The 19,595-nt window shown below is 61.6% G+C and carries 14 protein-coding genes and 1 pseudogene; 8 read left to right on the plus strand and 7 right to left on the minus strand.

All coding sequences use genetic code 11. The features are described from left to right. Positions 1 to 101: 101 nt before the first annotated feature. The 6 genes from fdhF to C5N93_RS00820 form a co-directional block, all read right to left on the minus strand. On the minus strand, positions 102 to 2,960 hold the full coding sequence (fdhF, locus tag C5N93_RS00795) for a formate dehydrogenase subunit alpha (protein ID WP_242557930.1): 2,859 nt from the start codon (positions 2,958 to 2,960) through the stop codon (positions 102 to 104). A 13-nt stretch (positions 2,961 to 2,973) separates the two neighbouring features. Further along, positions 2,974 to 4,560 carry an NADH-quinone oxidoreductase subunit NuoF gene (locus C5N93_RS00800; protein ID WP_242557931.1) on the minus strand — a complete coding sequence of 529 codons (1,587 nt, stop codon included), beginning with the start codon at positions 4,558 to 4,560 and terminating at the stop codon, positions 2,974 to 2,976. Beyond that, positions 4,557 to 5,024, minus strand: coding sequence for a formate dehydrogenase subunit gamma (locus C5N93_RS00805; protein ID WP_242557932.1), 468 nt, complete (start codon positions 5,022 to 5,024; stop codon positions 4,557 to 4,559). The genes C5N93_RS00800 and C5N93_RS00805 overlap by 4 nt, the downstream gene beginning before the upstream one ends. 482 nt (positions 5,025 to 5,506) lie before the next feature. Next, entirely contained in the window at positions 5,507 to 6,220 is a 714-nt protein-coding gene (locus C5N93_RS00810) for a GntR family transcriptional regulator (RefSeq protein WP_069343426.1), read from the minus strand. A 29-nt stretch (positions 6,221 to 6,249) separates the two neighbouring features. Continuing rightward, on the minus strand, positions 6,250 to 6,468 hold the full coding sequence (locus C5N93_RS00815) for a hypothetical protein (protein ID WP_069343425.1): 219 nt from the start codon (positions 6,466 to 6,468) through the stop codon (positions 6,250 to 6,252). A 702-nt stretch (positions 6,469 to 7,170) separates the two neighbouring features. After that, positions 7,171 to 8,184, minus strand: a complete 1,014-nt coding sequence (locus C5N93_RS00820) for a 2-dehydropantoate 2-reductase (RefSeq protein ID WP_069343424.1) — start codon at positions 8,182 to 8,184, stop codon at positions 7,171 to 7,173. A 764-nt stretch (positions 8,185 to 8,948) separates the two neighbouring features. On the opposite strand from C5N93_RS00820, the gene oxlT reads away from it, so the two are divergent. The 6 genes from oxlT (at position 8,949) to C5N93_RS00850 (ending at position 17,082) form a co-directional block, all read left to right on the plus strand. Continuing rightward, the gene (gene oxlT, locus C5N93_RS00825) at positions 8,949 to 10,280 is read left to right on the plus strand and encodes an oxalate/formate MFS antiporter (RefSeq protein WP_069343423.1); all 1,332 of its coding nucleotides are present in this window, start codon (positions 8,949 to 8,951) and stop codon (positions 10,278 to 10,280) included. 223 nt (positions 10,281 to 10,503) lie between these two features. Further along, positions 10,504 to 12,282 (plus strand): oxalyl-CoA decarboxylase, encoded by a 1,779-nt coding sequence (gene oxc, locus C5N93_RS00830; RefSeq protein WP_240493619.1) that lies wholly within the window; start codon positions 10,504 to 10,506, stop codon positions 12,280 to 12,282. 27 nt (positions 12,283 to 12,309) lie between these two features. After that, complete coding sequence (gene frc, locus C5N93_RS00835) at positions 12,310 to 13,560, plus strand: formyl-CoA transferase (RefSeq protein ID WP_069343422.1); 1,251 nt, start codon at positions 12,310 to 12,312, stop codon at positions 13,558 to 13,560. A gap of 243 nt (positions 13,561 to 13,803) precedes the next feature. Then, positions 13,804 to 14,244, plus strand: coding sequence for a PAS domain S-box protein (locus C5N93_RS00840; RefSeq protein WP_242557933.1), 441 nt, complete (start codon positions 13,804 to 13,806; stop codon positions 14,242 to 14,244). Between the two features lie 589 nt (positions 14,245 to 14,833). Beyond that, entirely contained in the window at positions 14,834 to 16,081 is a 1,248-nt protein-coding gene (gene frc, locus C5N93_RS00845; protein WP_069343420.1) for a formyl-CoA transferase, read from the plus strand. 227 nt (positions 16,082 to 16,308) lie between these two features. Further along, positions 16,309 to 17,082 (plus strand): fumarylacetoacetate hydrolase family protein, encoded by a 774-nt coding sequence (locus C5N93_RS00850; protein WP_150721764.1) that lies wholly within the window; start codon positions 16,309 to 16,311, stop codon positions 17,080 to 17,082. Between the two features lie 167 nt (positions 17,083 to 17,249). On the opposite strand, the gene C5N93_RS00855 is transcribed toward C5N93_RS00850, so the two are convergent. Next, positions 17,250 to 18,206, minus strand: coding sequence for a LysR family transcriptional regulator (locus C5N93_RS00855; RefSeq protein WP_242557934.1), 957 nt, complete (start codon positions 18,204 to 18,206; stop codon positions 17,250 to 17,252). A gap of 316 nt (positions 18,207 to 18,522) precedes the next feature. On the opposite strand from C5N93_RS00855, the gene C5N93_RS00860 reads away from it, so the two are divergent. Further along, positions 18,523 to 18,897, plus strand: coding sequence for a hypothetical protein (locus tag C5N93_RS00860; protein ID WP_242557935.1), 375 nt, complete (start codon positions 18,523 to 18,525; stop codon positions 18,895 to 18,897). A gap of 42 nt (positions 18,898 to 18,939) precedes the next feature. Beyond that, positions 18,940 to 19,595 (plus strand): annotated as a pseudogene (locus C5N93_RS00865) (NAD(P)(+) transhydrogenase (Re/Si-specific) subunit alpha); the annotation flags it as partial.

Consider the following 19,595-nt stretch of genomic DNA (forward strand, 5'->3'; position numbering starts at 1 on the left):
CGCGGATTGTTCCTTGCCGCGCGCGGCATCGTCGTTCGACGAAACCGCGCGCCTTGTTGCTTCACTACATGACTGCGTAAGTTGCGACGTTTGCCGCGTCCTCAGTTCGGGCTGGCTTCCGCTTGCGCGTGACCGAGGAAGGCTTCCTGCTGACGGTTGAAGTCCGAATACTGACGTTGCCATTCCGAGGGCTGCGCCACCGGCGTGACCTGTACGGCCGTCACCTTGTACTCGGGACAGTTCGTCGCCCAGTCCGAGTTGTCCGTGGTGATGACGTTCGCCCCCGATTCCGGGAAGTGGAACGTCGTGTACACCACGCCCGGCTGCATGCGGTCGCTTACGATCGCGCGCAGTACCGTCTCGCCCGCACGGCTCTGGATGCCGACCCAGTCGCCGTCCTTGATGCCGCGCTCTTCGGCGTCGTGCGGATGCACTTCGAGGCGGTCTTCGCCGTGCCAGTAGTTGTTGTCCGTACGACGCGTCTGTGCCCCGACGTTGTACTGCGACAGGATTCGCCCGGTCGTGAGGATGAGCGGGAAGCGGCGCGTGACCTTCTCGTCCGTCGGCACGTACTGGGTGATGAGGAACTTGCCCTTGCCGCGCACGAACTCGTCGATGTGCATGACGGGCGTGCCTTCCGGCGCTTCCTCGTTACACGGCCATTGCACGCTGCCCAGGCGATCGAGCTTTTCGTAGCTCACGCCCGTGAACGTCGGCGTGAGACGCGCGATCTCGTCCATGATTTCCGACGGGTGCGAGTAGTTCATCTCGTAGCCTAGACGCTTCGCGAACTGGATCGTCACTTCCCAGTCGGCATAACCGGCGCGCGGCGGCATGACCTGACGCACGCGCGAGATACGACGCTCGGCGTTGGTGAACGTGCCGTCCTTCTCCAAGAACGACGAACCCGGCAGCAGCACGTGGGCATACTTCGCGGTTTCGTTCAGGAAGATGTCCTGCACCACGATGCACTCCATCTGTTCCAGCGCATGCGTGACGTGTTGCGTGTTCGGGTCCGACTGGACGATGTCTTCGCCCTGGCAGTACAAGCCCATGAAGGTGCCTGCGAGTGCGGCGTCGAACATGTTCGGAATGCGCAGACCCGGCTCGGCTTGCAGCTCGACGCCCCATTCGGCTTCGAACAGCGCACGTGCGCTCGAATCCGACACGTGACGGTAGCCCGGCAGTTCGTGCGGGAAGGCGCCCATGTCGCACGAGCCCTGCACGTTGTTCTGACCGCGCAGCGGGTTCACGCCCACGCCTTCACGACCGATGTTGCCGGTGACCATCGACAGGTTGGCGATGCCGATCACCGTCGTCGAGCCTTGTGCGTGCTCCGTGACACCCAGACCGTAGTAAATCGCTGCGTTGCCGCCGGTGGCGTACAGACGCGCCGCACCGCGCACGAGATGCGCCGGCACGCCGGTCTGGGCTTCCGTGGCTTCCGGCGAGTTCTCGGCGCGGGAGATGAAGTCGCGCCATTGCTGGAAGGCACGGTCTTCGCAACGCTCGGCGATGAAGTCGTCGGCCATCAGGCCTTCGGTGACGATCACGTGCGCCAGCGCGTTGACCATGGCGACGTTCGTACCCGGGCGCAGTTGCAGGTGATACTCGGCCTTGATGTGCGGGCTCTTGACCAGATCGATACGGCGCGGGTCGATCACGATCAGCTTTGCGCCTTCGCGCAGACGCTTCTTCATGCGCGAACCGAACACCGGGTGACCATCGGTCGGGTTCGCACCCATCACGAGAATCACGTCGGAATGCTCGACCGACTTGAACGTCTGCGTACCGGCCGACTCGCCAAGCGTGGCCTTCAGACCGTAGCCGGTCGGCGAGTGGCAGACGCGGGCGCAGGTGTCGACGTTGTTGTTGCCGAACGCGGCGCGCACCAGCTTCTGCACGAGGTAGTCTTCTTCGTTCGTGCAACGCGACGACACGAGGCCGCCGATGGAGTCACGTCCGTACTTGGCCTGAATGCGCTTGAATTCCGATGCTGCGTAATCGAGCGCTTCGTCCCACGACACTTCCTGCCACGGATCGGTGATCTTCTTGCGGATCTTGGGCGTGAGAATGCGGTCCTTGTGCGTGGCGTAGCCCCAGGCGAAGCGGCCTTTCACGCAGGCATGGCCTTCGTTGGCCTGACCGTCCTTGTGCGGCACCATGCGCACGACTTCGTTGCCCTTCATCTCCGCCTTGAACGAGCAGCCCACGCCGCAATAGGCGCAGGTGGTGATCTTGGCGTGCTCGGCCTGACCGAGATGGATCACCGACTTTTCCTGCAACGTCGCGGTCGGGCAGGCGGCCACGCAGGCGCCGCACGACACGCATTCCGAATCCATGAACGGCTGGTCCTGACCCGGTGAGACGCGCGCTTCGAAGCCACGACCCGAGATCGTCAGCGCGAACGTGCCCTGGGTTTCCTCGCAGGCGCGCACGCAACGGTTACAGACGATGCACTTCGAGGCGTCGTAGGTGAAGTAGGGGTTCGACTCGTCCTTCTCGCTGTCGAAGTGGTTCGCGCCGTCGAAGCCGTAGCGCACTTCGCGCAGGCCCGTGACGCCGGCCATGTCCTGCAGTTCGCAGTCGCCGTTGGCGGCGCACGTGAGGCAGTCGAGCGGGTGGTCGGAGATGTAAAGCTCCATCACGCCCTTGCGCAGTTCCTGGAGCTTCGGCGATTGCGTGCGCACCTTCATGCCGGGTTCGACCGGCGTGGTGCACGACGCGGGGAAGCCGCGACGGCCTTCGATTTCGACCAGACACAGACGGCACGAGCCGAACGGCTCCAGCGAGTCGGTCGCGCACAGCTTGGGGACATTCACGCCGCCTTCTGACGCTGCGCGCATGATCGATGTGCCGGCAGGCACAGTGATCTGCTCGCCGTCGATTTCCAGCGTGACTTCCTTCGTCGATTCGCGGCGCGGGGTGCCGTAATCCTTCTCAAACATCGGATCCATCATGATCGGGGGTCTCCTAGGCGGCCTTGGTCGGCAGGTTCGACGATTCGGCCGCGCCGAAGTCTTCTGGGAAATGATTCAGCGCAGACAGCACGGGGTAGGGCGTCATGCCGCCCATGGCGCACAGCGAGCCGCTCAGCATCGTGTCGCACAGGTCGCGCAGCAGCTTGATCTGCTTGGGACGGTCGCGACCGTCGATGATCTTGTCCATCACTTCGACGCCGCGCGTCGAGCCGATGCGGCACGGCGTGCACTTGCCGCACGATTCGATGGTGCAGAACTCCATCGCGTAGCGGGCGAGCTTGGCGAGATCGACGGTGTCGTCGTGCGCCACGATGCCGCCGTGACCGAGCACGGCCCAGTGCGCAGCGAACGCTTCGTAGTCGAGCGGCGTGTCCCACTGCGATTCGGGCAGATAGGAGCCGAGCGGGCCGCCGACCTGCACCGCGCGCAGCGGGCGTCCGGTGATGGCGCCGCCGCCGTAGTCGTACAGGATTTCGCGCAGCGTTACGCCGAAAGCCTTCTCGATGAGGCCGCCGTATTTGATGTTGCCTGCGAGCTGGATGGGCAGCGTGCCGCGCGAGCGGCCCATGCCGAAGTTCTTATAAAAGTCGGCGCCACGATCCATGATGATTGGCACCGAGGCGAGCGAGATCACGTTGTTGATGACCGTCGGCAAGCCGAAGAGGCCTTCGATCGCAGGCAGCGGCGGCTTGGCACGCACTACACCGCGCTTGCCTTCGAGACTCTCGAGCAGCGCCGTTTCTTCGCCGCAGACGTACGCGCCAGCGGCCTTGCGCACTTCGAGGTGGAAGGTCTTGCCCGAGCCGAGAATGTCCTCGCCGAGATAGCCCGCCTTATTGGCGTTGACGATGGCTTCGTTCAGCACGTCGATCGAGTGCGGATACTCGCTGCGAACGTAGATATAGCCGCGCGTCGCACCCACGGCGACACCGGCAATCGTCATGCCTTCCACGAGCACGAGCGGATCGCCTTCCATCAGCATGCGGTCGGCGAACGTGCCCGAATCGCCTTCGTCGGCGTTGCAGACGATGTACTTCTGCGCGGCGGGCGTGTTCAGCACCGTCTTCCATTTGATGCCGGTCGGGAACGCCGCACCGCCGCGACCGCGCAGGCCGGAGTCGGTGACTTGCGTGACGATGGCCGCGCCGTCCAGTGCGAGCGCGTTGCGCAGACCGCGATAGCCGTCGTGCGCGACGTAGTCGTCGACCGAGACGGGATCGGTGATGCCCACGCGGGCGAACGTCAGACGTTCCTGCTTCTTGAAATACGGAATCTCTTCGGTCAGGCCAAGGGCCAGCGGATGATCGCCGCCGGCGGTGACATTGGCGTCGAACAGGCTGGCGACATCATCGACCTCGACCGGACCGTAAGCGACACGACCGGCGGGCGTGACGACTTCGAGCAGCGGTTCGAGCCAGAGCATGCCGCGCGTGCCGTTGCGCACCAGCTCGATGTCGATGCCGCGCTCGGCGGCTTGGGCCGTGATGGCTTCGGCGACTTCGTCGGCGCCCAGCGCGAGGGCGGCGGAGTCACGCGGCAGATAGAGGCGCACCTTGCTGGCGTTCGGGGACTGGCTCATACGGCATCCTTGGCGCGGGCGACCAGACGGTCGAATTTCTCGGGGGTGACGCGCGCGTGCAGCTTGTCGTCGATGGTGATGGCGGGGGAGGTGGCGCACTGCCCGAGGCAAAACACGGGTTCGAGTGCGACGTCGCCGCTGTGGCTGTGCATCGCGCAACCCAGCACGCGTTCGGCGTGTGCCACGAGTGCATCGGCGCCCATGCTCTGACATGCCTCGGCGCGACAGATCTGAACGACGTGTCGCGGCGGCGGGCTGGTGCGGAAGTGGTGATAGAACGTGATCACGCCATGGACTTCGGCGCGAGACAGGTTGAGGGCGTTGGCGATGACGGACACGGCATCCGGGGGAACGTAGCCGAAAGCTTCCTGAACGTCATGGAGGATCGGCAGAAGGGGGCCTTCCTGAGCTGCATGAGCGTCCAGAATCGCTTGCACCGTCGCGATGGAAAAAGCCTCGCGCATGGCTGATGTCTCCTGTTTGGTGCACTGAGGGGACCGTGCACCTGAGGGTGGTTATATGTTCTTTTCCTGCCCCGGGGCGAGAGACCCATTGGTCGCATGCGGCGACGCTGCTCGGGTCTAGCGATCAGCGCGACGCCGTATGAACGTGCGACACATAGCCCCCACCATATGTCGCACGGGCTCGGCCTCTCGCCCGTTGCTTACTTCGTCAACCTTCGGTCAGTATGTGAAACACGATATATCATATACGGTATACGTGCAATAGCTCGGCAAGCGGATTTGCGGGATCGTTTACCCGGAGTTCCGGGAGGGAGAAAAACGCGCGGAAAAGCGATGCGCGACAAGGGATAGCGACGGTGCAAACGTCACGCCGCAGAGGGGCGTGAACGCATGGGGCGAGCCAAAGAAAAAAGCCAGCGACCGTGAGGTGTCGCTGGCTTTTTTACGCGGCGCGCAGGTGCGCCGGCCGAGCAGTCAATCGCTTATTCGAGGAAGTCGCAATGTTCTTCGACGAAGGCGGCCAACCCGAGGGTGTGGTCGCGCGCGAGCTTCTCGGCGAGTTCCGTATCGCGCTTTTCGAGCGCGGTGATGATCTTCAGGTGATCGACGATCGAGCGTGCTGCCCGGTCGTTCTGAGCGATCGTCACCTTGCGGATGGCGCGCACGTGAATGAACAGGTTCTTGATCGTGTTGGCGATCGCTTGCGAGCCGCCGAGATTGATCAGTGCCTGGTGGAAGTCGATGTTCGCGTCCGAATACTCTTCGATGTGATCGGTCGGCGGCGCATTGACGAACTCGTCGAACAGATGACGTAGCTTGGCGATCTCTTCGTCGCTCGCATTCAGCGTGGCCAGACGCGCGGACATCCCTTCGAGGGCGGCCCACATCTGAATCATCTCCACGATTTCGCGCTTGGTCTTGCGGATGATAAAGATGCCCCGGCGTGGCACCGTGCGGAGAAAACCTTCTTGTTCCAGCAAGGTCATGGCTTCGCGAATCGGGGTGCGTGAAACGCCAAGCACCTGGATGAGCTGACGCTCATCCAGGCGAATTTCTTCCTTCTGGTTATAGATGTCCGCGTCGGCGATGGCTTTTTTCAGCAGCGCATACGCCTGATTACGAAAACTCGTAGTGGTGTCGATCGGCTCCAGTGCGAGTGGCGTCACGCGCACCGGAGTTGGGGTGATCAGGGACATGCAATAGTCTCCTAGGTATTACGGCCCCTTCAGAGGCGCAATGCTTGCTGCCCCACGATGGTGGCCGGCTTCGTGACGAGTTTACCCGATTCGTTTGCCTGCGTGGTTTCCGCCAGGTAAGCGAAACGGCCATTCGTTTCGGCCTTTTCGAGCATCTTGGCGGGCAGAGCGACGAACAGATGAACCATCGCGACACCGGCGGCGAGGGCGGAAGCCAGGGCAAGCAGAGTAAGGGCAGCGACTAACATGGTGAGACTCCAGATAAAAGTTGACGAGTAGTAATGTGGGGGAGAACTTGCTTTGCATTGTATGTCGCGCCGCAACAAGTCTCAAGATATACCACATACCGAATATCAAAATTTATCGTTTTTCGGGACGTTCTTCACGTCACACTGCGCTTACACGGCTCGGATTTGTCTCTTTTTCCGATAGTGCTGGGCGGGTCGGATCAGGTCGGTTATGGCGATGAACCTCCTCGGAAGGCCGTCTGGCTTGCAATGATGTGGATTTCGGGACGCCAGGGGCGCACGCAGTTTTCGATGGTTCGGATCACGCTTTCGGGGTGGGGCAAATGCACGTTATTGCGTTGCCGCGAAACCACATCAGGTAATGCCTGCATGTCCCGGACAACGGCCGTGTTTCCGGCAAAAAATCGGCCGCGACCGGAGGTCCGGTGGCGGCGCGTGTGAGCGATTGCAGGGTGCGGTTCGTGAGGGATTTTCCGGTCCCGTCACGTCGCCCTCTATATAAATAGTCAGTGAGTCATCCGGTGAGGCGCGATGATTTGCCTTGCGCGTCCGGTGTCTCCTGGAAACAACGCTGGCGTCGACCGACGCCGGGAAAAGCAGGCTTGCCTGCGTTGGCGCGATATCACGGGTGATGTTGGCGATGACCAAAATGCCGAGATACCGCTCACGACAGACGCTGCCGTTTTATGCCGCTTATGCCCCTTAAGCCGCCTTGGCCAGACGCTCCTGCGCCGCTGCGACCGCATCGGGTTTCGTCATGAATTCGCGCTGCTTGATGAGGGCCAGCACGACGTCGAGCGTCGGCGTGGGCACATTGGCCAGCCGGCCCATCTCCTGCACGACGGACACCAGCGGATCGATTTCCATCGCGCGATCGCGCTCGAGATCCTGAAGCATCGACGTCTTGTGCGCACCGACGGCGCCTGCGCCATTGATGCGGCGCTCGACATCCACCCGGAAGTGCACGCCGAACTTGTCGCCGATGGTTTTGGCTTCGAGCATCATGGCGCGCGCCACGGCGCGGGTGCCCGGATCGCTGGCGATGATGTCGAGCGTGCCGTGCGTGAGCGCGGAGATCGGGTTGAAGCAGAGGTTGCCCCACAGCTTGAGCCAGATCTCGTCGCGGATGTTTTCGCGAATCGGTGCATCGAGCCCGCCGGCAATCATCATTTGCGAGAGTTTTTCCACGCGCTCGCTGCGCTCGCCGCTGGCTTCGCCGAGCGGGAACTTGTTGCCGTAGACGTGCTGGATCACCCCCGGCGCAACGACTTCCGTGGCCGGATAGACCACGCAGCCGATCGCACGCTCGGGGCCGAGTTCGCGCCACTGACGGCCGCCCGGATCGATGCTTTCGAGCGTCGTGCCTTCGAGCGCGCCGCCGTGCTTGTAGAAGTACCAGTAGGGAATGCCGTTCACGGCCGTGACCACGGCCGTATTCGGACCGATCAACGGCTGCATTGCGTCGAGGACCGACGGGACCGAGTGTGCCTTGAGCGCGATGATCACGTAATCCTGATGCCCGAGCTCGCGGGCATCGTCCGTGCAGCGCAGATGAGCGACACGCTCTTCGCCATCGATAAGCAGCTTGAGTCCGTTCTCGCGCATGGCCGCCAGATGCGGTCCGCGCGCCACCAGACTGACATCGGCTCCGGCGCGCGCGAGTTGCACGCCGAGATAGCCGCCGATGGCGCCAGCGCCATAGATGCAGATCTTCATGAAGTCTCTCCCTCCAAAGTGAATCGAAACCTGGGCCTGGTACTGGCCGCTTGTGTTCTCTTTATTCTTCTAATACCAAATGTTGTATATCGTATATCACAAGGAGAATAGCGCCAAGCCTTGTTGGGGTATTGGGTCTCATGGTTTCCCCGCAGACGCCCGAAAAACGGTGTTTCGCATGTGTGAGCGTTGCGGTGATCAATTGCATTTATGAAATGCCCGGCACAGGCTGGCAAACGAATTATTACGGTGTGTTACAGCGGATGCGGTGCGAGAGAGGAGAGCACTTCTTGTGAGAAAAAATAACAAAAATATCGCCTTGTGCTCGTTTTAAAAAATCCAAAAGAGCCCGATATAAAAGGCTTGAGCGCCTTGTTGGGTAAGGTTCCCGGATCAGGTTAACTCCTTAGTGTTTTCGCATTGCGTTGTTGCGCCGCTCCGTCCTACAGTTGCGTTACTGTATCTAGCCGCCACTTAGGACAGTGCCTCGCGTGCCGGAGTTGTTGTCGCTGCAATGGACGAAAACGACTTCGGCACGCGAGGAGGAAAACGAGGACAGCAATAAATTAGTGTTGACTTATATCTGATATATCGTATATTTCGTTCGGTATATTTACGGGAAATGCAATGGACCCGTAAGCATTAGAGACAAGTCGACGAGGCCAAGACCTCGTAAAGCATACCCAGGGGGCATAGACCCCATCCGGAAGGTGTTGTTGTTGTGAAGCTGCCAAACAACTGAAAACCGATGGAGGAGGTACAAAGTGGAGACGACAAATCAACACGGCAAACAATCCGTGTTCGCGAGCCCTTGGGTTCAGCTCGTGTTCGGCGTGATTTGCATGGCGATGATCGCCAACTTGCAGTACGGGTGGACGCTGTTCGTCAATCCGATCGATGAGAAGTATGGTTGGGGCCGTACGGCCATTCAGGTGGCGTTCACGATTTTCGTCGTGACGGAAACCTGGCTGGTGCCGATCGAAGGGTATCTGGTCGACAAGTTCGGCCCGCGCCCGGTGGTCGTCGGTGGCGGTCTGTTGTGCGGTATTGCATGGGTGCTCAACGCCTATGCGTCTTCGCTGCCGATGCTGTATTTCGCAGCGGCCGTGGGCGGTGTCGGCGCTGGTGCGGTGTATGGCACCTGCGTGGGTAACGCACTGAAGTGGTTCCCGGATCGCCGCGGTCTTGCCGCGGGTCTGACCGCTGCCGGTTTCGGCGCGGGTTCGGCGCTGACCGTGGTACCGATCGCCAACATGATCAAGTCGAGCGGCTACGAGAACACGTTCCTGACCTTCGGTCTGGGCCAGGGGATCATCGTGCTGTTGCTGGGTCTGGCGCTTGCCAACCCGCCGGCATCGATCGAAGCGCTCAAGAAGCTGGCGCCGGGCGCAATGCGCTACAACGCCAAGCCGACGGAAGTCATGCGCTCCCCGGTGTTCTGGATGATGTATCTGATGTTCGTGCTGATGGCCGCAGGCGGTCTGATGGCCACGGCTCAGCTCGGTCCGATCGCCAAGGACTACGGTCTGGATCAGGCACCGGTCTCGATTCTCGGCCTCACGCTGCCCGCACTCACCTTCGCACTGGCCATCGACCGTGTGCTCAACGGGGTGACGCGTCCGGTGTTCGGCTGGATCTCGGACAAGATCGGACGGGAAAACACGATGTTCATCGCCTTTGCGATGGAAGCCGCGGGGATTTACGCACTGGCAAAGTTCGGCCAGCACCCGGTGGCGTTCGTGATCCTGACCGGCCTGGTGTTCTTCGCCTGGGGTGAGATCTACAGCTTGTTCCCGGCGACCTGTGCCGATACGTATGGTTCGAAGTACGCCGCTACCAACGCGGGGATGCTGTACACCGCGAAGGGGACCGCCGCGTTGCTGGTGCCTTTCTCGAGCATCATCACCACGTCGACCGGTAGCTGGCAGGCCGTGTTCATGATCGCTTGCGCCATGAACGCCTTCGCTGCCTTCCTTGCCTTGTTTGTCCTCAAGCCGATGCGTGCCCGTCTGGCACAGCGTTACGCCAGCGACTACAAGGCGGAGTCGAACGAGCCGACCGCTCGTGCCGCGGACCTGAGCCGCAGCACCACGTAAGGCGAACTCGATACGTCAGCTTGACGTTAAGCAGTACTAAGCAGGAAGCAGACTGGCTGGCTTGATTAGGAACATGTCTCACCGGCGTGCAATCCGGGCCCTGAATGACTGAAGGCCCGATTGCACGACCGGAAGGACAAGTAGAGAAGCAGTACAGGAATACCCACTAATCGTCAGACAAGACGACGCAACACTGAAACCGGAAAAATTGGAGGAGAGAATTATGTCCATTGCGATGACCGTGCCAGTCGGCAAGGCGGAAAACGACACGCTCGAAGACAACAGCCGACACGCGAACATCGTGTCCGAGGCAGCAACGACCGATGGCTTCCATCTGGTCATCGATGCCCTGAAAGCGAACGACATCGACACCATCTTCGGTCTGGTGGGGATTCCCATCACCGATCTGGCTCGCCTCGCGCAAGCCGAAGGCCTGCGCTTCATCGGCTTCCGCCATGAACAGCACGCAGGTCACGCCGCCGCTATCGCCGGCTACATGACGCAAAAGCCGGGCATCTGCCTGACGGTGTCCGCACCGGGCTTCCTGAACGGCCTGACGGCACTCGCCAACGCGACGACCAACTGCTTCCCGATGATTCTCATCAGCGGTTCGAGCGAGCGTGAGATCGTCGACCTGCAGCAGGGCGACTACGAAGAAATGGATCAGCTCAATGCGGCCAAGCCGTATTGCAAGGCTGCTTACCGCGTGCTGCATGCCGAAGACATCGGCGTGGGCCTGGCTCGTGCGATCCGCGCTGCCGTGTCCGGTCGTCCGGGCGGTGTCTATCTGGATCTGCCGGCCAAGCTGCTGTCGCAGACCATCGACGCCCAGAAGGCCAAGGATTCGCTGATCCGCGTGATCGACGCCGCACCGCGTCAGATCCCGGCGCAAGACGCCGTCCAGCGCGCGCTCGACGTCATCAAGGGCGCCAAGCGTCCGCTGATTCTGCTGGGCAAGGGCGCTTCGTACGCGCAGGCCGACGAAGACATTCGCGCCCTGATCGAGAAGACCGGCATTCCGTACCTGCCGATGTCGATGGCCAAGGGTCTGCTGCCCGACACGCATGAGCAATCGGCATCGGCCGCGCGCTCGTTCGTGCTGCAAGAAGCCGACGTCGTCGTGCTGATCGGCGCGCGTCTGAACTGGCTGCTTGCACACGGCAAGGGCAAGACCTGGGGTTCGGCGCCGAAGAAGTTCGTGCAGATCGACATCTCGCCGACGGAAATCGACAGCAACGTGGCGATCGCGGCACCCGTGATCGGCGACATCGGTTCGTGCGTCAAGGCACTGCTCGCCGGCGTGGATGCCAACTTCGGCAAGCCGTCGACCGAATGGACCGGCGCGATTGCAGAACGCAAGAACAAGAACCTGGCGAAGATGGCGGCAACGCTTGCCCAGAATCCGTCGCCGATGAACTTCCACAGCGCGCTCGGCGCGATCCGTGACGTTCTGAAGAAGCACCCGGACATCAACCTGGTCAACGAAGGCGCGAACACGCTCGACTATGCCCGCGCGATCATCGACCAGTACCAGCCGCGCAAGCGCTTCGACTCGGGTACCTGGGGCGTGATGGGCATCGGCATGGGCTTCGCCATCGGCGCGGCCGTGACCAGCGGTCTGCCGGTCGTGGCCATCGAAGGTGACAGCGCCTTCGGCTTCAGCGGCATGGAACTCGAAACCATCTGCCGTTACGACCTGCCGGTCACCACCATCATCTTCAATAACAACGGCGTGTATCGCGGCACCGACGTCAACCCGACGGGCGGCAAGGACGTGGCCCCGACGGTGTTCGTCAAAGGCGCGCGCTACGACAAGATGATCGAAGCCTTCGGCGGCATTGGCTACAACGTGACCACGCCGGCCGAGCTGATCAAGGCGCTGGAGGAATCCATCGCTGCGGGCAAGCCGAGCCTGATCAACGCTGTGATCGACGAATCTGCCGGTACCGAAAGCGGTCGTCTGACGAATCTGAACCCGCAAAGCGCGGCGATGAAAAAGTAAGTGCTGAGTCAATCAAGGAGACATGACATGAGCAAACCCCTCGAAGGAATCAAGATCATCGACTTCACGCACGTGCAGGCTGGCCCGGCCTGTACCCAGCTGCTGGCATGGTTCGGCGCTGACGTGATCAAGGTGGAACGCCCGGGTTCGGGCGACGTGACGCGTAACCAGTTGCGCGACATCCCCGACGCCGATGCCTTGTACTTCACGATGCTCAACAGCAACAAGCGCTCGCTGACGCTGGACACGAAGACGCCGGAAGGCAAGGAAGTGCTCGAGAAGCTCGTGAAGGAATCGGACGTTCTGGTCGAGAACTTCGCCCCGGGCGCGCTGGACCGCATGGGCTTCACGTGGGAGCGTCTGAACGAACTGAACCCGAAGCTCATCGTGGCATCGGTCAAGGGCTTCTCGGACGGCCACCACTACGATGACCTGAAAGTCTACGAAAACGTGGCGCAGTGCGCAGGCGGTGCCGCTTCGACGACGGGTTTCTGGGACGGCCCCCCCACGGTGTCGGCCGCAGCGCTCGGCGACAGCAACACCGGCATGCACCTGGCCATCGGTATTCTGACGGCACTCATCGGCCGTGGTCAGACGGGCCGTGGTCAGAAGGTGGCCGTCTCGATGCAGGATTCGGTCATCAACCTGTGCCGCGTGAAGCTGCGCGACCAGCAGCGTCTGGACCGTGTCGGCTACCTCGAAGAGTATCCGCAGTACCCGCATGGCGAGTTCAGCGATGTCGTGCCGCGTGGCGGTAACGCCGGCGGTGGCGGTCAGCCGGGTTGGGTGCTCAAGTGCAAGGGCTGGGAAACGGACCCGAACGCTTACATCTACTTCACGATCCAGGGTCACGCCTGGGAGCCGATTTGCCGCGCACTGGGCAAGCCGGAGTGGATCAGCGATCCGAACTACGCCACGGCACAAGCCCGTCAACCGCACATCTTCGACATCTTCGCGACCATCGAAGCCTGGCTGGCCGACAAGACGAAGTACGAAGCGGTCGACATCCTGCGCAAGTTCGACATTCCGTGCGCACCGGTGCTGTCCATGAAGGAAATCGCCAACGATCCGTCGCTGCGCGCTTCGGGCACGATCGTGGAAGTGCCGCACAAGGAACGTGGTTCGTACCTGACCGTCGGCAGCCCGATCAAGTTCTCGGGTCTGAAGCCGGAAATCACGGGTTCGCCGCTGCTGGGCGAGCACACCGACGAGATCCTGTCCGAGCTGGGTTACAGCAAGGACCAGATCGCCAACCTGCACGCAGCACGTTCGGTCTGAGTTCGCTCAGTCGTTAGCCGTCAGGCAAACGCTGTCATGCCGTACTCACCGTTGCCGCCTTCGGGCGGTAACGGTGTGCGCGGCCGCAGGTGAGGTGTCCATGGGTGCGGTTCCGTGCGGAGCCTGCACCCATTTTTATTTTCGGGACCGTGCTGTCCTCTAATTGATGTAATTTATTGGCATGTTTGGCATCGATGCCAATCGTGACCATCGCATTTCCCCCACAAGATTATTGGAGACACCATGAGCGCATCCGTCGACGTCAATCAACTGGTGCAGGCCGTAGGCGACGCCATCGTCGTGGCCGACCCCACGAACATCATCACGCTGTGGAATTCGGGCGCGGAGAAGATGTTCGGCTTCTCGGCGGCGGAGGCCGTCGGGCAGCCGCTCGACATCATCATTCCCGACCGGCTGCGCGCGCGTCACAACGAGGGCTATGCCAAGACGATGGAAACGGGGCAGACGAAGTACGGTAGCGATCTGCTCAAGGTGCCGGCTGCGCACAAGGATGGCCGTGCCATGTCGATTGCGTTCACCGTGGCCTTGCTGCATGGTGCGGCAGGTGAGGTGACCGGCATCGTCGCCGTGATTCGCGACGAGACGGCGCGTTTTCAGGAGGACCGTCAACTGCGCAAGCGCGTGACCGAACTCGAAGCGAAACTGGCCGCGACGGCGGGTTGATTCCCGTGACGATGACGAGCCCGCGCAAGTCGTGAGCCTGCTGACGCGCATGAGACGGCGTTAACCGACGTAACTCGTTCGCCACGGAGGGAAAAGAAGCACCGATGCGTAGATGCGCACCGGTGCTTTTTTGCTTTTTACGCGAAGGAACGGGTGAGCCGCGCGACTAATAAGTATTTTGTATTCAATATATTTAAGACGTATTGATAACTCTCCCTGATCGACCGCCTGACTTTCACCGCAGTGACACATGCCTGTAAACCCCTAGCTCCATGGGGTAATTCCAGACTTGTTGCAATGCGGAGTCCCTTTATTCATAGGCTTCTCGGCGATTTCGATCCAGAAATGCCGCGATACAGCAAATCGCATCGGCAACAAAAAGCCGTTGATAAAATATCGTGTATGAAATACCGTATATCACAACATTCGATCGATGCAGATGATGGCGCCCGAAGAGGCGACGACCTGCGTCAGATCCGGCGAGGCTCGCGATATTGCGGCAATCGAAAGGCATGGCGCTCACGTGTTTTTCGCGGCGCACCTCGCATACCCATTACATAAACGCCGTCGCATCAGGAGGAGACAAACCATGGGAAAGGCACTCGAAGGTGTGCGCATTCTCGACTTCACGCATGTGCAGTCCGGGCCAACGTGTACGCAGTTGCTGGCCTGGTTCGGCGCGGACGTGATCAAGATCGAACGCGCGGGTCACGGCGACGTTACGCGCGATCAGCTGCGCGACATTCCCGACGCGGACAGCCTTTACTTCACGATGCTCAACAGCAACAAGCGTTCGATCACGCTTGATACGAAGCATCCGGAAGGCAAGGCGGTGCTCGAGCGTATGATTCGCGACTGCGACGTGCTCGTGGAGAACTTCGCACCGGGCGCCCTCGATCGCATGGGCTTCACCTGGGAACACATTCACTCGCTCAACCCGCGCATGATCGTCGCCTCGGTCAAGGGCTTCGGCCCGGGTCCATATCAGGACTGCAAGGTGTACGAGAACGTGGCGCAGTGCGTTGGTGGCGCCGCATCCACGACCGGTTTCGACGACGGCCCGCCCATGGTGACGGGCGCGCAGATCGGCGATTCCGGCACGGGTCTGCATCTGGCGCTGGGCATCGTCACGGCGCTGTATCAGCGCACGATGACCGGTCAGGGCCAGCGCGTGCTCGCCGCCATGCAGGACGGTGTGCTGAACCTGTGCCGCGTGAAGTTGCGCGATCAGCAGCGTCTGGAGCGTGCGCGCGTGATGGAAGAGTATCCGCAGTACCCGAACGGCGAATTCGGCGACGCGGTGCCGCGCGCCGGTAATGCCTCGGGTGGCGGCCAGCCGGGCTGGATCCTGAAGTGCAAGGGCTGGGAGACGGACCCGAACGCTTACATCTACTTCATCACGCAGGCCCCGGTGTGGGGTTCGATCTGCAAGGTGATCGGCAAGCCCGAGTGGGTCGAGCATCCGGATTACGCCACGCCGCGCGCGCGTTTGCCGCGTCTGCGCGAGATCTTCGACACCGTCGAACAGTGGACCGTGACGAAGACCAAGTTCGAAGTCATGGGCATTCTCAACGAGTACGACATTCCGTGCGGTCCGATCCTCTCGATGAAGGAAATCGCCGAAGACATGTCGCTGCGCGAGACGGGCACCATCGTCGAAGTCGATCACCCGAAGCGCGGCAAGTACCTGACTGTCGGCAACCCGATCAAGCTCTCGGACAGCCCCACGCAAGTGGAACGTTCGCCGCTGCTCGGCGAGCACACCGACGACGTGCTCTCGGAGTTCGGCTACAGCGCGCAGCAGATCTCGGCGCTGCGCGAAGTCGGCGCGGTCTGACGCACGCGGGGGATTCGACCTCTCGACCTCACGCCCTTAAGCACGCAACCTCAGGCACGCAACCTCAAGCACGCAAGCGGGCGCGGCAAAGGGCAAGTGGCCGCCCCGAATCGAAAGTGTCGCAAGTGTCTGCAAGAGGCAGATGTGAATGACTTCAAGACATCGTGTGAGGCGCGCGCCTGGCAGCCGCTGCCGTGCCGCCTCACCGCTACAGGAATGGCAAACGCATGAAGCTCTGGACCCGTTTCAAGACCGCACATGGCCGCATCGGCTTTGGCCTGTTGCAGGGCGATCACATTCTCGAACATCGCGGCGATCTTTACGATCAACCCGTCGCCACGGGCGCAACGATTGCGCGCGACGCGGTCGATCTGCTGTGTCCCTGCGAGCCCTCGAAAATCGTGGCGCTCTGGAACAACTTTCACGCGCTCGGCGCGAAGCTCGGCAAGGCCGCGCCGTCGCATCCGCTGTTTCTCATCAAGCCCGCCACCACGCTCAACGGTCCCGAGGGCGTGATTCGCCGTCCGGCCTCGTATGCCGGGAAGATCGTCTTCGAGGGCGAACTGGGCATCGTGATCGGCAAGCGCGCGAGCCACGTGAGCGAGGAAGCGGCACGCGACTACATCCTCGGTTACACGCTGGTCAACGACGTCACGGCCGCTGAAATCATCGAGCAGGACGGCAACTTCGCGCAGTGGACACGCGCGAAAGGCTTCGACACGTTCGGCTGCCTCGGCCCGGTCATCGCCGAAGACTTCGACTGGCGCGAGGCGGAACTCGTCACGACGCTCGACGGCACCGAGCGTCAGCGCTATCCGCTCGCCGACATGATCTTCAATCCGTGGCAACTCGTCGCGCGCCTGTCGCAAGACATGACGCTGTTGCCCGGCGACGTGATCGCGGTCGGCACGTCGATCGGCGTGGGCTCGATGAAAGAGGGCGCGCTGGTGGAAGTGAGCATCGACGGACTGGGCACGCTGGCCAACCGCATGGGCGGCTGAGTCCGGCGCACGAACCGCAAATGGCAGATGGCAGATCGCAGGGCGCGATCTGCATCGCGAGCAACCGATTTCACGGTGGTCGGCCGGGGTGGCAATGGCCTGAGTCGATCGCCCTTTTTCATTCGGCAGACCGGAACGATCTGCCTGGGCATGACAAGTGATGGGGCCTATTTCGTGTCGCTGCCTGCGGGCGGCGGCACGGGGCTTTTGTAGGCCATCATGCCGTCGATCAACGCGGCGCCTTCGGAGAGCAGGAACTGACGGAAGGCGAGCGCGACCGGCGGCAATCGTTTGCTTCGGCGATGCACGACGTACCAGCTTTGCCACGCCGGAAAGCCCTGTACGTCGAGCACCGTCAACTGGCCCGTCTGCAACTCCATGCCGACGGTGTGTGCGGACAGGAAGCTGACGCCCATGCCTGCAATCACCGCCTGCTTGATGGTTTCGGTGCTGGCGATCTCCATCGCGATCTTCAGTTGCTGGGTGCGATGGCCGAAGGCGTCTTGCAGGGAATTCCAGGTGTCGGACCCGCGCTCGCGGCTGATGAACGGTTCTTGCGCCAGCCGTGAAAACGGAATCTGTTTCTGACCGGCCAATGCATGGCCGGGCGGCGCCACGATGATGTACGGGTGCGGCGCGAAGGCTTCGTTGATCGTATCGATTTCGTGGGGCGGACGCACCATCACCGCCAGATCGGTCAGATTTTCGGTGAGTTGATGTAGCAGTTCCTCGCGGTTGTGCACCGTGAGATTGAGGGTGACGCCGGGATGGCGCACGGTGAATGCCGCGAGCAGGCGAGGGAAAAAGTAGTCGCCTGCGCTGATGACAGCCACGTTGAGCTTGCCGCCCGTAATGCCCTTGAGGTGATCCATTGCCTCTTCGGTCTCACGGAACAGCGCAATGATCGCGCGGCTGTAATGCAGCATTTCGTTGCCCGCTGGTGTCAGGAAGATCTTCTTGCCCAGTTGCTCGAAGAGCGGAAGTCCGGCGTGTGTCTCAAGTTGCTTGACCTGTGTCGAGACGGCCGGTTGCGTGAGGTGAAGTTCTTCGGCGGCGCGCGAGAAGCTCAGATGGCGCGCCACGGCTTCGAAGACTTTCAACTGGCGGAGCGTGGCGTGTTTCATGCGGCGGAGGTTCGTTTGGGAAGGAGGTGAGCGATGCGCTACGACGTGTCGTGTGTTCGCACCACCGTCTTCGCGAAGTATAAGTAATCGTTGATGGTTTGCATAATTAACTTTAACTGTCTTTTATATGTCGGGCTGCGTAATCTGCAATGGCAGCCCGCATGAAAGTGGTGTGACGACAAAGCGAAAAATGTAGAAGCAGCGCGTAACGGCCGGTGAAGCGTCAGGCAGATTGCCCGGCGAGAACCAGCAAAGGCAACGCGCTCACGTCAGGCGCCACGCGGGTTTGGACGATCACTCTTTGGGAGACGCCATCATGTCGGTCATCGAAACGCACATCAAACCCGCCGCCCTGGCACCGGTTGCCAACGCTCATCTGCATGCGTTCAACAACGCATTCGTCGAACTGGGTCTGGACTGGTATTGGGATAACCACACCTACACCCGTTTGCTGCACATCACCGGTAACCAGGATTTGCCGCTGGCGTATCTCGAAGGCGCTTCGGCGCAGGCGTTGCGCATGGCCGAGCTGGTGTTGATCGGGGCTTACCTCGACGGCCATCAGCCGCACCTGCTGCGCGCCTACGAACCGGAATTCCTTTGCGACCTGATTCACTGCACCAAGGTGCGTTGCTTCGAAGCGGCCAATGAAGGTCGTTCGATGCTGGCGCCGAGAGCCGTTGCGGCCTGAGTTTCACAACACGACAGGGGCTCAGACCCCGAGACAATAACTATGCATATTGGCATTCCAAAGGAGACGGCCGGCGGCGAATCCCGCGTCGCGGCCACACCGGAAACGGTGAAGAAGCTGGTGGGCGCAGGGCATCGCGTCACCGTGGAGCATGGCGCCGGAGAGGCGGCGAGCGTACCCGATGCGGCGTATGTCGCGGCGGGCGCGTCGAGCGGCACGGCTGCCGAAGCGTTCGGTGCGGAGATGGTGCTGAAGGTGCGTGCCCCGTCGGTCACGGAGATCGGCCAGATGCGCCGTGGCGCCGTGGTCGTGGGCATGCTCAATCCGTTCGATGCCGAGAACAACGCACGCATGGCCGCCGCTGGCATCATCGGCTTCGCACTTGAAGCCGCGCCGCGCACCACGCGCGCGCAGAGCATGGACGTGCTCTCCTCGCAGGCCAACATTGCCGGTTACAAGGCCGTGATGCTCGCCGCGAACCTCTATCAACGCTTCATGCCGATGCTCATGACGGCTGCCGGTACCGTGAAGGCTGCGCGTCTCGTTGTGCTGGGCGCTGGCGTTGCGGGCTTGCAGGCCATCGCGACGGCCAAGCGTCTGGGTGCGGTCATTGAAGCGTCGGACGTGCGTCCGGCCGTGCGCGAGCAGATCGAATCGCTCGGCGCGAAGTTCATCGACGTGCCGTTCGAGACCGACGA

Source organism: Pandoraea sp. LA3 (assembly GCF_022696215.1).
GTDB classification, from domain to species: domain Bacteria; phylum Pseudomonadota; class Gammaproteobacteria; order Burkholderiales; family Burkholderiaceae; genus Pandoraea; species Pandoraea capi.

Coding starts and splice junctions, on each gene's coding strand:
- C5N93_RS00850 (WP_150721764.1), top strand. CDS start 16,309: ATGAAGCTCTGGACCCGTTTCAAGACCGCACATGGCCGCATCGGCTTT.
- C5N93_RS00810 (WP_069343426.1), bottom strand. CDS start 6,220: ATGTCCCTGATCACCCCAACTCCGGTGCGCGTGACGCCACTCGCACTG.
- fdhF (WP_242557930.1), bottom strand. CDS start 2,960: ATGATGGATCCGATGTTTGAGAAGGATTACGGCACCCCGCGCCGCGAA.
- C5N93_RS00840 (WP_242557933.1), top strand. CDS start 13,804: ATGAGCGCATCCGTCGACGTCAATCAACTGGTGCAGGCCGTAGGCGAC.
- C5N93_RS00860 (WP_242557935.1), top strand. CDS start 18,523: ATGTCGGTCATCGAAACGCACATCAAACCCGCCGCCCTGGCACCGGTT.
- C5N93_RS00855 (WP_242557934.1), bottom strand. CDS start 18,206: ATGAAACACGCCACGCTCCGCCAGTTGAAAGTCTTCGAAGCCGTGGCG.
- frc (WP_069343422.1), top strand. CDS start 12,310: ATGAGCAAACCCCTCGAAGGAATCAAGATCATCGACTTCACGCACGTG.
- C5N93_RS00805 (WP_242557932.1), bottom strand. CDS start 5,024: ATGCGCGAGGCTTTTTCCATCGCGACGGTGCAAGCGATTCTGGACGCT.
- C5N93_RS00820 (WP_069343424.1), bottom strand. CDS start 8,184: ATGAAGATCTGCATCTATGGCGCTGGCGCCATCGGCGGCTATCTCGGC.
- frc (WP_069343420.1), top strand. CDS start 14,834: ATGGGAAAGGCACTCGAAGGTGTGCGCATTCTCGACTTCACGCATGTG.
- C5N93_RS00800 (WP_242557931.1), bottom strand. CDS start 4,560: ATGAGCCAGTCCCCGAACGCCAGCAAGGTGCGCCTCTATCTGCCGCGT.
- oxc (WP_240493619.1), top strand. CDS start 10,504: ATGTCCATTGCGATGACCGTGCCAGTCGGCAAGGCGGAAAACGACACG.
- C5N93_RS00815 (WP_069343425.1), bottom strand. CDS start 6,468: ATGTTAGTCGCTGCCCTTACTCTGCTTGCCCTGGCTTCCGCCCTCGCC.